The 15428-nt window shown below is 67.8% G+C and carries 7 protein-coding genes and 2 pseudogenes; 3 read left to right on the top strand and 6 right to left on the bottom strand.

Translation table 11 applies throughout. The annotated features are described in order from the left end of the window. The 5 genes and pseudogenes from VK533_RS15655 to VK533_RS15635 form a co-directional block, all read right to left on the bottom strand. Positions 1 to 409 (bottom strand): annotated as a pseudogene (locus VK533_RS15655) (lipopolysaccharide biosynthesis protein); the annotation flags it as partial. 55 nt (positions 410 to 464) lie between these two features. Then, a complete protein-coding gene (locus tag VK533_RS15650) occupies positions 465 to 1274 on the bottom strand; it encodes an ABC transporter permease (RefSeq protein ID WP_324379394.1) in 810 nt (269 codons plus the stop codon). After that, positions 1271 to 2455 carry a glycosyltransferase family 1 protein gene (locus VK533_RS15645; RefSeq protein ID WP_324379392.1) on the bottom strand — a complete coding sequence of 395 codons (1185 nt, stop codon included), beginning with the start codon at positions 2453 to 2455 and terminating at the stop codon, positions 1271 to 1273. Before VK533_RS15645 ends, VK533_RS15650 begins: the two co-directional genes overlap by 4 nt. Next, positions 2452 to 3798: an aminotransferase class I/II-fold pyridoxal phosphate-dependent enzyme gene (locus VK533_RS15640; RefSeq protein WP_324379390.1), complete on the bottom strand. Its 1347-nt coding sequence runs from the start codon at positions 3796 to 3798 to the stop codon at positions 2452 to 2454. Before VK533_RS15640 ends, VK533_RS15645 begins: the two co-directional genes overlap by 4 nt. 88 nt (positions 3799 to 3886) lie before the next feature. Further along, entirely contained in the window at positions 3887 to 11164 is a 7278-nt protein-coding gene (locus VK533_RS15635; RefSeq protein WP_324379388.1) for a type I polyketide synthase, read from the bottom strand. A 300-nt stretch (positions 11165 to 11464) separates the two neighbouring features. Here VK533_RS15635 and VK533_RS15630 point away from each other — a divergent pair, with 300 nt between their 5' ends. Genes VK533_RS15630 through VK533_RS15620 form a run of 3 tightly spaced genes read left to right on the top strand, consistent with a single transcriptional unit; the run spans position 11465 to position 15055 of the window. Continuing rightward, positions 11465 to 12742 carry a capsular biosynthesis protein gene (locus tag VK533_RS15630; RefSeq protein WP_324379386.1) on the top strand — a complete coding sequence of 426 codons (1278 nt, stop codon included), beginning with the start codon at positions 11465 to 11467 and terminating at the stop codon, positions 12740 to 12742. Then, the gene (locus VK533_RS15625) at positions 12739 to 13518 is read left to right on the top strand and encodes an SDR family NAD(P)-dependent oxidoreductase (protein ID WP_324379384.1); all 780 of its coding nucleotides are present in this window, start codon (positions 12739 to 12741) and stop codon (positions 13516 to 13518) included. The genes VK533_RS15630 and VK533_RS15625 overlap by 4 nt, the downstream gene beginning before the upstream one ends. Positions 13519 to 13528: 10 nt before the next feature. Beyond that, on the top strand, positions 13529 to 15055 hold the full coding sequence (locus VK533_RS15620; protein ID WP_324379382.1) for an LTA synthase family protein: 1527 nt from the start codon (positions 13529 to 13531) through the stop codon (positions 15053 to 15055). On the opposite strand, the pseudogene VK533_RS15615 reads toward VK533_RS15620, so the two are convergent. Beyond that, a pseudogene (locus VK533_RS15615) lies at positions 15052 to 15428 on the bottom strand (beta-3-deoxy-D-manno-oct-2-ulosonic acid transferase); the annotation flags it as partial. The gene VK533_RS15620 and the pseudogene VK533_RS15615 sit on opposite strands and share 4 nt — an antisense overlap.

Genomic DNA, 15428 nt, shown 5'->3' with positions numbered 1-15428 from the left:
TCGGGTTGGCCGGGTATAGACGGTTGAAGAGATCGACCCCTGGCTGGCGGAAGCGCTCGACGAGGCGATCGTCGCGGCGCAGCGCCGCGACCGCGTCGTGCGAGGTAAGATAATCGGCGACGCTCATCGCCTCATTCTGGCCCGCGCCCGAGCCCGTCAGCATGCTGAGCGCGGCACCCGCGCCCGTCGGAATCTGCGGCCGGTCGGCCGAATGGACCAGGAAATGGGCTTCGGATTCATATTGGTCCGAGGCGAAACCATAGAGGTAGAGCGCCACCAAAACGGTCGGCAGTATCACGATCATGAGGAGCCAGCGTCGGATCCACATGAGGTTGCGGATGCGCTCAACGAGGGTGAGCTCGTGATCGTCCGCCTGGTCGGCGGGGGTCATGAAGCCATGCATATTCATACGTCGATCCTAGCTGATCCGCTGCCGGATCGGAAATGCGCCTTGGCGATACGGCTCATGCCAGGTGAATCCGGTCGCGCGTGCGGCGGACCGCGACCAGGCCGATCCAGATCGAGATCAGGCAGAAGGCGGAGCAATAGCCATAATAGGCATAATCGTCGTTGGCCGATTCGAACCAGCCGTAGCGCACGGTTTCGAAGATGGTCGTCGTCGGCAACCACGACGCCCAGGCGCGGACCCCCGACGGCAGCCAACCCACCTGATAAAAGGCACCGGAGAGGCCGGTCATGAAATAGGAATAAGGGTGGACAAACCGCCCGAGCGTGCGCCGCTCATAGGTAAAGGCGGTGATGATGAGCGAGTGGCCGAGGCAATAAAACCACATCAGCGCCCAGCCGAGCATCAGGTAGAGCGGCCGCGCCGGCGGATCGGCCAGGCCGACGCATACGATCAGCGTCATGATGATCGCAAAGGTCGAGAAGACCGCCGCGAATTCCAACATCGCGCGCGCCAGGATGATGTCCAGCACGGTCACCGACCGATGGTAGAGCAACGGCGCATTGGCCTCGATCGCGCCTTCCGCGCGATTGACGATGCCGCGGAACAGAATGAACGTCGTATAGCCGATCACACCGAACGGCAGCGGCTTGATGTCCCCGCCATACGCGGTGTGGCCGGTCTCGTAATGAAGCAGGCCGATCACCGAGGCGAGGATCATCGGCTCGAGGAACATCCACAGATAGCCGACATTCTCGCGGCCATAGCGGGTGTGCAGCTCGCGCAGGATCAGCGCGCCGAGCACGCGCGTCTGGATGGTCAGCGCCTTGAGGAAGGAGCCGCGCGGTGCGGCGGTCGTAGCGGTCATGCGGTGAGCTTATGCAACAGGTCCAGCACGATGGCGATATGTTGCGGCCATGTCGGCGCACGCCAATCGACGAGCCGTTGCGCCTGCGCCTGTCGCTCGGCGGAATCGGGTGCGGTCAGATCGTCGATCGCGCGCTGCCAGGCCGGTCCATCAAGCGGATCGAGGAACAGGGGAACATTGCCGCCCGCTTCGCGCAGCGCGGGCAGGTCGCTGCACAATACCGGCACGCCGAGCGCGAGCGCCTCGGTAACGGGCATGCCATAGCCTTCGGCGAAGGACGGCAACAGCAGCCCGCGCGCGCCGGCGATCATCGCCTGGACTTTGCGATCGGGCAGGCCCGTATGTTCTTCGACACAATTCTGAAGCGCCGGGCAGCGTTCGAGCAGGTCGATAACCTGCTCATTCTCCCAGCCGCGCCGGCCGATCAAAACGAGCTTGGGCACGGCTTCCGCGCCGCGCCGCTCGACCATGGTCCGCCACAGATGCAGCAGCAGCAGGTGGTTTTTGCGGGGCTCGATCGTACCGACGCACACGAAATACGGCCGGTCGGATCGATGCGATTCGACCGATGGTTCGATGTCGGTGCCGAGATGCGCGACCACGGTCTCGGGCCGACGGCCGGCCCGCTCGAGCCAGGGATCCAGCGCGTCGAGCGTCGCCCTGGAATTGGCGATTATGCCCTCCGACAGCGACACCATCGTCCACATGCGGCGCGCATGCAGATCGGCGCCACCAGGGCGGGCATATTCGGGATATTCGATGGGGATCAGATCGTGCACCAGGCAGACCAGCTTCGCGTTTTCGCGCTTGAGAAAGGCGCGCATCAGCGCGGGCTTGATCAGATTGTTGGGTGAGGGCTGGAGATAGATGCTCTTTTCGGCCGCTTTGGCCAGACGCGGGCGCAGCGACAGCAAGGCCTTGGCCGCGAACAGGCGCAAGGATTGCGTGCCCAGCCCTTCGTCGCGCCACCTCTGCTCGGTCGCATCGAGGAAACGCACGACCGCCGCCCGCGGCAACCGGCCATAGAGGCCGCTCGGATGGACCGCGGCAAAGCTCAGTCGATCGGGCACCGCCGCCAGCAGACCGCGCGCATAGGCCATTTCAACCCGGTCGACCCCGGTCGGCGTCGGGTGCAGCACACGCGACAGCAGCCGCGTGATGTCGAGGACGATCCCGCTCACTCGGCGGCTAGTCTGCTCGCCAGCGCGCCGAGATCGATCCGCTCGGAACGGACTTCCGCCAGCACGTCCGCCACCGCCTTGGCGACGCGGTCGAGCTGCGCCGTGTCGTGGAGCGAGGACAGGAAGAAGCGCAATCGCGCCGCCTGTTCGGGCACGGCGGGATAGATGATCGGCTGGACGTTGATACCCATGTCGAACAAGCGGTCTGCGGCGCGGGCCGCGACGATCGAGCTGCCGGTCATGACCGGCACGATCGCGGCGCCGATCGACGGACCGGTATCGAGCCCGTGGCGGCGTGCCGCCTCCAGGAAATGGCGGCCATTGGCTTGCAGCCGGGCGACCCGATCCGGCTCGTCATGCATGATGCGCAGGCTTTCGAGCCCGGCGGCGGCGACCGGCGGCGACAGGCCGACCGAATAGACGAAGCCCGGCGCGCTGCTCTTGAGATAGTCGATCAGCTCGGCCGAGCCGGCGATATAGCCGCCGCAACCCGACAAGGTCTTGCTGAGCGTCCCCATCCAGATGTCGACATCGGCCGGATTCACCCCGGAATGTTCGAAAATACCGTGCCCGCGCGCGCCTAAAACGCCCAACGAATGGGCTTCATCGACCATCAGGTACGCGCCATGCGCCTTGGCGATCGCGACCAGCCGGGCGAGATCGGGGATGTCCCCGTCCATGCTGTAATGGCCTTCGACCACGATCAGCGCGCGATTGGCGTTGGCGCGTGCGGTGCCGAGCAGCCGTTCAAGCTCGTCCATATCGTTATGCGGGAAGGCGATACGTTGCGCGCCGCTCGCCAATGCGCCCTGGACGATGCTGTTGTGGCTGAGCGAATCGTGCAGGATCAGATCGTCGCGTCCGACCAGATGGCCGATCACGGTGACGTTGGTCGCATGGCCGGAGACCAAAACGATCGCATCCTCGGTCTGGTAGACCTCGGCCAGCGCCCGCTCGAAATCGCGGTGGATTGGCCGTTCGCCAGAGACGATGCGGCTCGCCGAAACCGATGTGCCGTAGAGGTCTATGGCGTCCTTGGCCGCCTGGCTGACGCGCGGATCGCCGTTCAGGCCGATATAATTGTACGAGACGAAATTGTCGTAGCTCTTGCCGTCGATGACGGTGGTCGCGCCGGCAATGCCCTCATGCGGGCGGAAATAGGGATTGCGGATGCCCAGCGCCTCGCCCGCGCGCTTGACCATCGCAAGGTCCGCCGCAACCTCGGGCCGGCCGAGCGGCGGCTTGGCGTGGGCATGTGCCTCCGCCTGCGTGGGCGCGCGATTGGCAAGGCGCGCGAGCAGCTTCGCCTTGGCATCGCCGCTGAGACCAAAATTATCACTCATCGGAATGAGCGGTGGCACGGCCCTAAGGCAGGATCAAGGCAAGACCTTGATCGGTTCGGGCCGGCGGCCTCAACCGTGAATCAAGGTCTCAAGGCGCCGTAGCGGCGGCGGCGGCCATAGTCGGCTCGCTCGGAGCGGTGGCGCCGTCCGCGGGGCCCTCGATCGCGGCACCTTCATAGCGGGCGAGGCGCTCGGCCATTTGGGTCTTTTCGTCGGCCGGTGCGTCGCCCTCGCTGGAGAGGCCGCGCACGATTCGGCCCGACATCGCGGTCAGGGTCGCGCCTTCGGACAGGGCCAGCAGCGGGATCGAGATGCCGAACCGTTGTTCGACCGCAAGCCGCAATTCGACCGCCATCAGACTGTCCATGCCCAGTTCGGCGAGCGGGCGCTGCGGTTCGACCCGGTCGACCGCGAGCTTCATGATCCGCGCGACTTCCTCGACCAAAAGGCCGGTCACCGTGTCGCGCGCCTGATCGGGGGTCGATTCGGCGAGCAGGGCCTTGAGATCGACCTCGGCCGTTTCGACACCCGCGGCGCCGCCCATTTCGGCGAAGAGCGGCGATTCCATCAGCGGCAACTGGCGACGGAGCGACGCCCAACGGATCGTCGCCATGCCCACCACCGGCACGCCGGCGGCAAGCAAAGCGGGCAGGGTGTCGAGCGCGTCCTGCGCGGTGAGATGCGCGCCGCCCAATTGCCGCGCGAGCATGTCGCTGACCTGCGTCTCGCGCGCGAGATAGCCGGCATCGCCAATCGGGCCCCATTGTACCGCCAGGCCCGGCAGGCCGGCCGCATGCCGCCGTTCGGCTACCGCCTCGATCGCGGCATTGGCCGCGACATAATTGCCCTGGCCCGGATTGCCGAACGCGGTCGTGACCGAGGAGAAAAGCAGGAACAGGCCGAGATCGTCATCGCGCGTCAGCCGGTCGAGCGCATCGGCGCCGCCATATTTGGGGTGGAGCGCACGGGCGAAGCGGCTCGCATCGAGCGCGCCCAGCAAGGCATCGTCCATCGCCACCGCCGCATGGATCACGCCGCCGAGCGGGGCCTGGTCGGTGCGGATCGCAGCCAGGGTCGAGGCCAACGGGGCCCCGTCGCCGACATCGACCGCATAAGCGCGCGTATCCACGCCCAAAGCGGCGAACTCCGCCAGCACAGTATCCGCGTTGGGTGCGGCCGGGCCGCGCCGGCTGAGCAAAGCCAGATGCGTCGCGCCGTTGCGTGCCAGCCAGCGGGCCGATTCGAGGCCGAAGCCGTCGAGCCCGCCGGTGACGATATAGGTCCGCGCCGGATCGGCGATGAAAGGCTTGGGGGCGGGCAGCGCGACCGGCAGCGCCTCGCTCGGCGTCAGCACGATCTTGCCGATATGCCCCGACACCTGCATCAGCCGGAACGCGTCCTCGGCATCGGCATAATCGAAGCTGCGATGCGGCAGCGGCCGTAGCGCGCCCTTGGCGAACAAGGTCGTGATCTCGTCGAACAGGGCCGCGGCCAGCTTGGGACGGCGCAGCGGCAGCTGATCGGCGTCGATTCCGTAATAAGTGACATTGTGGCGGAAGGGCCTGAGGCCGACGCTGCTATTTTCGTAAAAGTCGCGCTTGCCGAGCTCGAGGAAGCGGCCGAACGGCTTCACCAGCATCAGGCTGCGCCGCATCGCCTCGCCCGCGAGCGAATTGAGCACGACATCGACGCCCGCGCCGTCGGTCAGCCGCATCACATCGTCGGCGAAGGAGAGCGAACGGCTGTCGAGCACCGCCTCGACGCCGAGATTGCGGAGCAAGGCGCGCTTTGCGGGCGATCCGGCGGTCGCGAACACGCGCGCGCCGCGATGCCGGGCATATTGGATGGCGGCGAGGCCGACACCGCCCGCGCCGCCATGGATCAGCACGGTCTCGCCTTCGGAAAGCTGCGCGAGATGGCCGAGCGCATAGACGGTGGTGAGGAAGGCGACCGGCACCGTCGCGGCCGCCGCGAAGCTCATTCCCGCCGGCATCCGCATGACTGCATGCGCCGCCGTCACCGTCTCGGTCGAAAGCGAGGCGGGGGCGAAAGCCATCACGCGATCGCCGATCGCGAGCCCGTCTACGCCCGTACCAACCGCCGTAACCGTCCCGGCGCATTCCAGACCCATGGTCGGCCCTGCGAAGCCGTCGAGCAGAGCCTCGTCCGGCAGCAGTCCCATTGCCCACATCACGTCGCGGAAGTTGAGACCGGCTGCCTCGATCTTGATCGCGACCTCGCCAGCGCCCGGCACGCTCGGCTGCATCTCTGCCCAGCCGAGCGAGTCGAGCAGGCCCGGCCGTTCGATCGCGAGCCGCAGCCCGGTCGGAACATGGCCCTTGGCGCGCGGCAGGCCACGCCGGACGCGCGGCACGCTGCGGCCTTCGGCGGACCAGGTCACCTCCTGCTCGGCATCCGCGCGCAGCAATTCGGTTGCCGCATGTTCGGCCGCCTGATCGAGCGGCAAGTCGCGGGCCAGCCGGATCAGTCGCGTGGCGATCTGCGCACCTTCGTTGGCGAGCACGCGCCGCAGACCGGCAAGGGCGGCGCTATGGGCATCGTCCCCACGCACGATCAGCGCGATTTCGGTTTTCGGTTCGGCGGGCAGCGCTGCCAGCGCGGCGATCTGCGCCAACGCGGCAGGCAGATCGGTGAGATCGGGAATCAGCGCGACGCGCCCGGTCATCTCGGTGCCACGATCGACCAAAGCGCCGTGCGCGACGAGCGCCGCCTCCAGCGCGTCGCCAATTTCGCCCGTGCCGGCGATGCGGATTTGCGCTTCGACCGTGATCGGCTGCGCGACGGCTTCGGTACGCGCGGTGATCAGTTCGACCGGCCAGAGCGGCGTTTCGAGCGGCTGGACCGTCGGCGCGGCAAAGTCCGCGCCGTCCAGCAACGAACGCCAGCGCGCGGCGTCGGCCGGCGGCGGGGCATCCGGGCGAAGCAGATGCCACATCCGGTTGGGAACGGGTTCGGCCAGCAACAGGGCGCCGCCGGGCGCCAGCCTGTCCTTGAGCGCACTCAGTTCGCGCGCCGACCAGCCGCCGAGCGCGAAAGCGTGCAGGCCGACGATGATGTCGAACGGCGCCTCGTCGAGCGCATCGCCCGGCGTCCAGGCGATGGCGCGCGCGGCCGGCAGATCATGCAGCGCGTCCGTCAGCGCCGGCAGATCGTCGGCGTCGGTCGCGGCGACCAAAGCGGCGTCGTCGCCGAGATGGCGCAACAGCAGCCGCGTCACGCCGCCGCGCCGGGCACCGATCTGCAGCACGCGCAGCCGTTGCTTATTCTGGACGGCGAGCGAGGCCAAAGCCTCCGAAAGCATGTGCGCGGCTGCGTTTCCGGCGGGCGACGCGCTCAGCAATTGCTCCCACAAGGCGGCGGGAATGGCCGGTGCGGCCGCCGGGCCATCGACCAGAATCGCCGGCAGCGCGTCGGCGGCGAGCGCGAGCAAGGCGACTTCGGCGACGCCGCGCGGCTGATCGAAGAACAAGGTGCGCAGGATCGCGTCGGCCGGCGGCAGATCCTCGTCGGCGAAGCTCCACGATCCATCGTCCGCCTGGGCGGCGATGCCGTCGGCGGCCAGCCAGCGCAGCAGCCGGTCGAGGATCGGACGGCTCGCGATCGCGATCGCGCCGTCGCGGATCAGCGCCTGCGGGACGAGGCGGCCATCAGGGGCAAGCGCGCGCAACGCCTCGATCGCGGCCGAGGCGGCGAACGCATCGGCGAGCAGACGGCTCTCCGCCGCCTGAGGATCGGTAGCGGCCTTCACGGGCGCGGGCTGGGCTTCGGCGACCGCCGAGACGGCGCCGGCGGGATCGGCGCTGGCGACTTCGGCGATGTGGAAGAATTGCTCCTCGGGGGTCGCCTGGCGGCCAAGCGCGACGCGCACAAACCAGCAATCGACCATGTCCGCGACGGGAACGCCCGCCGCATCGACCAGCAGCACGTCGGCGCGAACCGAACGGGGCCCGACACGCGTGACCTTAAGTTCGGCGGTGGCCGGGATCGCGCCTTCGGGCCGGCGCAGCCGGACGCGGCCGAACCGCCACGGCAGCACGCCGGTCTTGCTGCCGAGCCGGTCGGCGGCGAGCGCCAGCAGGCCCTGCAGCGCGCCATCGACAATGTTGGGCGGCAACAGGAAGCCGTCGCCCAGATAAGGTGCGCGATCGAGCTTCGCGATCGCTTGGTCGCCGGCGAAGACGCGGATGTCGGACACGACCTGGAAGGCCGGCCCATAATCGAGGCCCATTTTTGACGCGAGCGCATAGAGGCTGGCTGCGGGCACGTGGCCGGTTGGTGCGCCTTCGGGCGGCGCAGGCCGTGCATCGTCCGCATCCGCCGCCGCGATGCGCCCGGCCATGTGGATCGTCCATGGCTCTTCGGAGAGGCGCGGGCGCGAGGCGATCGTGAAGTCGCCCGCCGACGATCCGACGCGCAGGCGCACTTCGCGCATGACATGCGGTTCGATCACCAGAGCACGGCCGATCTCGACGTCGAGCAAATCGAGCGCGGCCGCATTGCCGTGGCGCGCGCGCGCCGCCGCCAGCGCCATTTCGATCAAGGCGGCGGCCGGAACCACCGCCGCGCCGCCGACCGTGTGATCGGCCAGCCAGGGCTGGGTTTCGAGGCCGAGGTGGCGGATCCACTCGACCGGCTCGTCGCCGATCCGCACGCCGAGCAACGGATGCTCGAACGGCAGCGTGACGCGATCGGTTGCTTCCTCGGTGCGCGGCACCCAGAAACGCTCGCGCTGGAAGGGGTAGGGCGGCAGACTGCGCACCGTCGCCGGGCCACTGAAGGCGATGCCGTCGCGAATATCCCCACCGGCGGCGTGGATACGTGCGGCCAGCCCCGCGACCGGATCGCTCTTGCCCGGACGGCGCGACAGGCTCGGCAGCACACGGCCTTCCTTGTCGGCGCCGCGCAGCGCGTCGTTGAGATAGGCCTGGACGACGCCGTGCGGCCCGATTTCGACGAAGATGCGGATGCCGTCATCGACCATTGCCCGGGCGGCGTCGGAAAATAGTACGGGCTCGCGCACGTTGCGCCACCAATAGGCGGCGCCCAGTTCCGCGCCGCCAAGCGGGCCACCTGCTACGGTCGAATAAAACGGTATCGTCGTCGGCCCCGGCGTGATTCCGGCGAGATCGGTGGCGAGACGCGGCGCGATCGGATCCATCGCTGCCGAATGGAAGGCGTAATCGAGGTCGAGCTTGGTGTAGCGCCAGCCCTTTTCAGCGGCACGCCCTTCCAGCGCATCGATGCCTTCACGGGTTCCGGCCACGGTCGTCGCCTGGCTGCTGTTGCGCGCTGCGACCTCGACCGCCGTCCCGGCCAGCGCCGTGGCGGCCGCGTCACCGTCCATGCCGAGTACCGCCATCGCGCCGACGCCATGCTGCGCCTGCTGGCTGCGGCTGCGCACCGCGATCACGCGCGCGGCCTGATCCAGATCGAGCGCACCGCAGGCCCAGGCGGCGGCGACCTCGCCGACGCTGTGACCCATGCAGGCGTCGGCTTCGATGCCCTGCTCACGCAGCGCCGTCACCAGCGCAACCTGGATCGCGAACAGCAAAGGCTGGGCGATGTCGGTATTGCGCAACGCGTCGGCGTCCGGCGCATCCAGACTCTCGCGCACCGACCAGCCGAGATGGGGCAGCAGCACCGCATCGACCTTGGCAAGCGCGTCGCGGAACAACGGGCTGGCGCCGATCGCGTCGGCGGCCATGCCCGCCCACTGGCTGCCATTGCCCGAGAAGACGAAGCCGATCTTGCCCGCCACCGCCGTGTTGGTCGCGGTCAGCGACGTCGGCTTGCTTTCCAGGAAGGCGTCGAGCGCTTCGATCAGGGCGGGCTGCGTTTCGGCGGGGATGACCAGCCTTCTTTTATGTTGGGTGCGCTTGAGCGCGAGCCCGCGCAGCAAAGCCGGCATGGCTTCCGGAGAGGTCTCCGCTACGCGCGCGCGCCACGTCGCGGCGAGCGCGCGCAGGGCGGCATCGGACCGCGCCGACAGCAGGAAAGGCGGCAGGCTTTCGTCGCTTTCGCGCGATGGCACGGGCTGGGGATCGGGCGATTCCAGCACGGCATGGGCGTTGGTGCCGCCGAAGCCGAAGGAATTGACGCCGACCAGATAGGGGTTGGGGCCCTTCTTCACCGCCGTCGCCTTGGGGGCGAGCTGGAGGTTGAGATCGGCGAACGGGATATTGGGGTTGGGCGTTTCGCAATGGAGCGAGGGCGGGATCGTCCCGCGTTCCGCCACCAGCATCGCCTTCAGCAGGCCGGCCATGCCGCTGCCCGCCTCGAGATGGCCGATATTGGTCTTGACCGATCCGATCGTTAGCGGCTTCGGACGGCGATTGCCGAGAATCTCGCCGAGCGCGCCCGCCTCGATCGGGTCGCCCGCCGGCGTGCCGGTGCCATGCGCCTCGACATACGCCAGATCGACCGGATCGAGGCCGAACCGGCTATAGACCTGGTCGAGCAAGGCCGCCTGGGCTTCGCGATTGGGCAGCGACAGGCCGGTGGTGCGGCCGTCCGAATTGACGCCCGTGCCGCGGATCACCGCGCGGATCGGATCGCCCGCCGCCAGCGCCTGGCCGAGCGGCTTGAGAATGACGAGCCCGCCGCCTTCCGCGCGCACATAGCCGTCCGCGCGCGCGTCGAAAGCGTGGCAGCGCCCCTTCGGGCTCAGCATCGATGCCGCGCAGAAGCCGACATAGGATTGCGGTGCGAGCAAAAGGCTGACGCCGCCGACCATCGCCATGCCGATCTGGCCGGCCCGCATCGCCTCGCACGCCTGATGCAGCGCGACCAGCGACGAAGAGCAGGCGGTATCGACCGTGAAGCTCGGCCCGTGCAGGTCGAACGCATAGGAAATGCGGTTCGACAGCGAGCACAAGGTCACGCCGATCATCGAATAAGCGTCGGTGGTCGACGGGTCGCCGAGATTGAGGTTCAGATAGTCCCACGACGATCCGCCGACGAACACGCCGACCGGCTCGCCCGCCAGGTGCGCCGCATCCAGCCCGGCATCCTCGATCGCCTCATAGGCCAGCTCGAGCAGCAGCCTTTGCTGCGGGTCCATCTGCGTCGCTTCGCGCGGCGAAATGCCGAAGAAGGCCGGGTCGAACTGGCTGACGTCGCCGAGCACGCCGGCGGCGAACGTATAGGCCTTGCCGCGCTGGCCTTTCTCCGGATGGAAGAGCTGCGCCTTGTTCCAGCGGTCGTCGGGAATTTCGGAAACCGCATCGGTTCCGGCGAGCAGCATCGTCCAGAAGGATTCCAGATCCGGCGCGCCCGGCAGGCGGCAGGCGGCGCCCACGATCGCGATCGGTTCCGCCGCGGCGCCGGCGGCGCCGGTGCCGGACATATCGAAGTCGTAACGCGATCGGTTCAAACCAAACTCCGGCGTTGCCCAAAGCCTGTAGGGGACGCGTGAATCAAGGCTATAGCGGAGCCGAAGCCTTGGACAAGGCGTTGTGACGCAACCCGTTTGCAATGCAGCATTTAGTGGCGCATGGGATGAAAGCGTTTCCGATATGGATGCAGTTGAACCGTGCATGCCAGTCGGTGGTTAAGCGATCGGACCTGTTGTGTCGGACGCAACCCGGGTGCAAAGGAGCGGTGCCGCTAGGCGCGCCGCGCCAGGTCGGATTGTCAGGTGAGGCGCGTGGCGAAAAAAGAATTCCTTTTCCTTCAGGGTCTGGCGGGACCGTTCTTCTCGCTTCTCGGCGAAGCACTCGCAGCCTCGGGGAATGGCGTCCACCGCATCAACTTCAACGGCGGTGACAAGCTTTACTGGAACGTTCCGGGCGCGATCGACTATCGCGGCAATCTCGACAAATGGCCGCGTTTCCTGGCGCGGATCCTTGCGCGCCGCCGGATCACCGACATCCTCTTGTTTGGCGATTGCCGGCCGCTGCACAGCCTTGCGATCGAGGTTGCGAGCCGGCTCGGCGTCAAGGTCCATGTGTTCGAGGAAGGCTATGTCCGTCCCGATTTCGTGACGCTCGAAGCGGGCGGCGTGAACGGCCATTCGCGCCTGTCGCGCTCGCCCGATCATTATCTGGAAGCCGCGCGCGATTTGCCGCCCTTGCCCGATTTCCCGCCGGTGCCGTCGTCGTTCAACCGCCGCGCCAAGGAAGATCTGGCCTACAACATCGCGTCGCTCGCGCTGGCGCCGCTCTTCCCGGGCTATCGCACGCATCGCCCGTGGCACATCCTCACCGAATATGCGGGTTGGGCGCTGCGCCTGCTGCGTCGCCCGGCCGAGCGCCGCCGTTCGGGCGCCACGCTCGACCGGCTCAAGGCCGACGGCCGCCCCTATTTCGTGTTCCCGCTCCAGCTCGACTGCGATTATCAGATCCGCGTTCATTCCCATTTCAAGGGCGTGCAGGATGCGATCGAGACCGTGCTCGGCTCGTTCGCACGCAATGCGCCGGCGAACACCTTGCTGGTGGTGAAGGGGCATCCGCTCGATAACGGCCTGGTCGATTGGGAGAAGCGCACGCTCGCCGTCGCGGCCAAGCTCGGCATCGCCGATCGGCTGCTGTTCCTGGAATCGGTCGATATCGACTCGCTGGTCTGCAACGCCGTCGGGCTCGTCACGGTCAACAGCACGACGGGCACGCTCTCGCTCCGCTGCGGCGTGCCGACGATCGTGCTCGGCGATGCGGTCTACGATCTGCCGCGTGTCACCGATCAGAAGGGCCTCGACGCGTTCTGGGCATCGCCGACGCCGCCGGAATTGCCCGTATTCGAAGCCTTCCGCCGCGTGCTTATCGATCGCTGCCTCATCCATGGCGGTTATTTCAGTGATCAGGGCCTAACCATGTTGGTTAAGGGCGCGATGAAGCGGCTTGAGACCTTTGAACCCAAGACGTCGGTGGTGCGGATGCCCGCGCCGGTGCGCGTGCCTGCGGTGGCGCCCCTCGTCGCACGGGGGTGACGCGCATCCTTTCGGTCCTGATCACCGGCGCGTCGAGCGGTCTCGGCGCCGGCCTCGCCAAGAATTATGCCGCACCCGAGGTGCATCTGGTGCTCACCGGGCGCGATGCCGCGCGGCTGGAGGCGACCGCCGTCGCCTGCCGCGACAAGGGCGCGACCGTCGCCACTGGCCTGTTCGACATCAGCGAGCCCGAACCCTTTGGTGCCTGGCTGACCGCGCAGGATGAAGCGACGCCGCTCGATCTCGTGATCGCCGCCGCGGGCGTGTCGGCGGGAACGGGCGAGGGCGACATGCCCGAGGGCGTAGATCTGGCTGCCATGCAAATTCGATCCAATCTGCTCGGCACAATCCACACGGTCGAGCCGCTGCTGCCGCGGCTGATCGCGCGCAAGGCCGGTCACGTCGCCGTCGTCGCCTCGACCGCCGCCTTGCGCGGCCTGCCCTACAGCCCCGGATACAGCGCCAGCAAAGCCGGCATTCGCGCTTATGGCGAGGCCATCCGCGCGCTTTTGGGACCCAAAGGGGTGATGGTATCGGTTGTCGTTCCCGGATTTTTCGATACGCCGATGACCGACCGTTGGAAGGGCCCGACTCCGTTCATGCTCAGTCTCGACAAGATGGTGGCCGCGATCCGCAAGGGCCTCGACGCCCGCAAGGCGCGGATCGTCGTGCCGCGCCTGCTCGCGCTGGGACAGGTCGCCGCCGATCTGCTGCCGGCCGCGATCGGCGACCGCATCGTGCGCGGTTTCCGCTTCCATATCGAACCGGGTCGCTGACAAGGGACCCATGATTCACTTTCTTACGGGCATTGCGATCAGCTTGGCGACGTGGTTCGGGCTGCGGCGGCTGGTCGGCGCGTGGCCGTTCGGCCCGCAGCCGTCGGTCCGCATCGCCGCGCTCCTGATCGACGCCTTCCCGTTCCTCGCGGGCTTCGGTCTGTTCCTGCTGCCGACCGGCCGTCCGATTCTCGCCGGTCTCACCGTGGCATGCCTCGGCATCGGCATGGGCGTGGCCGATCGGGTCAAGCGCGTGGTGCTGGGCGAGCCGGTGGTATTCGCCGACCGTGCCGAGTTGATTGAGGTGGTGCGCCACCCCCGCCTCTATCTCGCTTTCGTCGGCACCGGACGCATGATCATGGCCACGGTCGCCATGCTGCTGGCGGTGATCTGGCTGGTCCATCTCGAACCGCCCTTGTGGCCGGTCGACCTGATCTCCGCCATCTTCCTTGCCGTTGTCGCGGTGATCGTCGGGCGGTTGCTGTTCGTGATCCCGGCCAGCAGGCCACTGTGCGACAGGCTGGCCGCTTTCTACCGGACGCTCGATCCCACCCGCGACCCCATGATCGACACCGCGCGGTTCGGCCTGCTCGCCACATGCATCATGCACGCCACCTTTGCCCGCGCCGAGCGTGCCGGCCGGCAGCGCGCGGCGCAGGCCAGGGCGTGGCCGGCCTTGCCCGCCAACGGCCCGATCCTGATCGTGCAGGGCGAATCCTTCATCGATGCGCGACGGCTGGATCCCGCGCTCGCCGGCCATCTTCCCAATTTCGCCCGGCTGCAGGCTGAATCGGCGCAGCACGGCAAGCTTGTCGTGCCTTGCTGGGGAGCGAACACGATCCGTTCCGAGCTGGCGGTACTGACCGGCCTCGGCAGCGAGGATGTCGGGCTCGACCGGTTCAACCCCTACGAGCATTTCGCGCGCGTGCCGCTGCCCTCGCTCGCGCATCAGGCGCGCGAAGCGGGCTACAGGACGATCTGCATCCATCCCTATGATGCGGACTTCTATTATCGCGACAAGGTGATGCCGCTGCTCGGCTTCGACCGGTTCATCGGGATCGACGGCTTTGCCGGCGCGGAACGTAATGGGCCGTATGTGAGTGACATCGCGGTCGCCGAATGCGTGGCGACCCATGTGCGCGAGCTTGGCCCGCGCGTGCTGGTGTTCGCGATCACAATGGAAAATCACGGGCCGTGGGACGCGCAGCACGACGCGCTGCCGGCGGACCAGCTGCCCGAGGCGTGGCGCGGCCTGCCCGACGCGGCGGAGATCGGACGCTGGCTCCGGCATCTCCAGTCGACCGACGCGATGATCCCGATCCTGCAGCAAGCGATCGCCGCAACCGGTTCGCCCGGCTGGCTGGTCTTCTACGGCGACCATCAGCCCAGCCTGGTTGGCGCCTTCCAGGCCCTGGGCGCCGACGATCGCCGCTCGGATTATGCGATCTGGGGATCGGCGGCCGAACCTGGCAAGCCGGCCGATATCGCTGCCGAGGACATCGCCGCCTCGCTAATGAAGGCGATGGGCGTCCGTTAGCGCGAGACCGTGCCGAGCATGCGTGCGATGCGGCCCTGCAGCCGCCGCAGCCGGATCACCCAAGTCATCTTCGGTTTCCAGCCATCGGCGAAGCGCTGCAGCAGCGTTTCGGGCGGGCAGGGGCGTTCGGTGACCGGGTCGAGATAGCGGGGGTAGAGGATCAAGGTGCCCGCCACCAACTCGGCCAGCGTCAGCTTGCGCGTGCGGCGCGACAGGGGGGCGGCGAGATCGCGCGTCAGGCCCCAGCCCGCAAAGAAGGGCTGGCCATGGACCGTCACGTCGAGGCCGCGCAGCAACGCCTCGAATCCGGTCAGCGAGGTCAGCACATGCACCCCGTCGATCCGCGCCAGCAGCGACGACATCGCCTCGCCAC

The organism is Sphingomonas sp. (assembly GCF_035317925.1).
Classification (GTDB): Bacteria; Pseudomonadota; Alphaproteobacteria; order Sphingomonadales; family Sphingomonadaceae; genus Sphingomonas_I.
The sequence above is the reverse complement of the archived record's forward strand: the minus strand, read 5'-3'. Positions and strand labels throughout refer to the sequence as shown.

Coding starts and splice junctions, on each gene's coding strand:
- VK533_RS15650 (WP_324379394.1), bottom strand. CDS start 1,274: ATGACCGCTACGACCGCCGCACCGCGCGGCTCCTTCCTCAAGGCGCTG.
- VK533_RS15635 (WP_324379388.1), bottom strand. CDS start 11,164: ATGTCCGGCACCGGCGCCGCCGGCGCCGCGGCGGAACCGATCGCGATC.
- VK533_RS15620 (WP_324379382.1), top strand. CDS start 13,529: ATGATTCACTTTCTTACGGGCATTGCGATCAGCTTGGCGACGTGGTTC.
- VK533_RS15640 (WP_324379390.1), bottom strand. CDS start 3,798: ATGAGTGATAATTTTGGTCTCAGCGGCGATGCCAAGGCGAAGCTGCTC.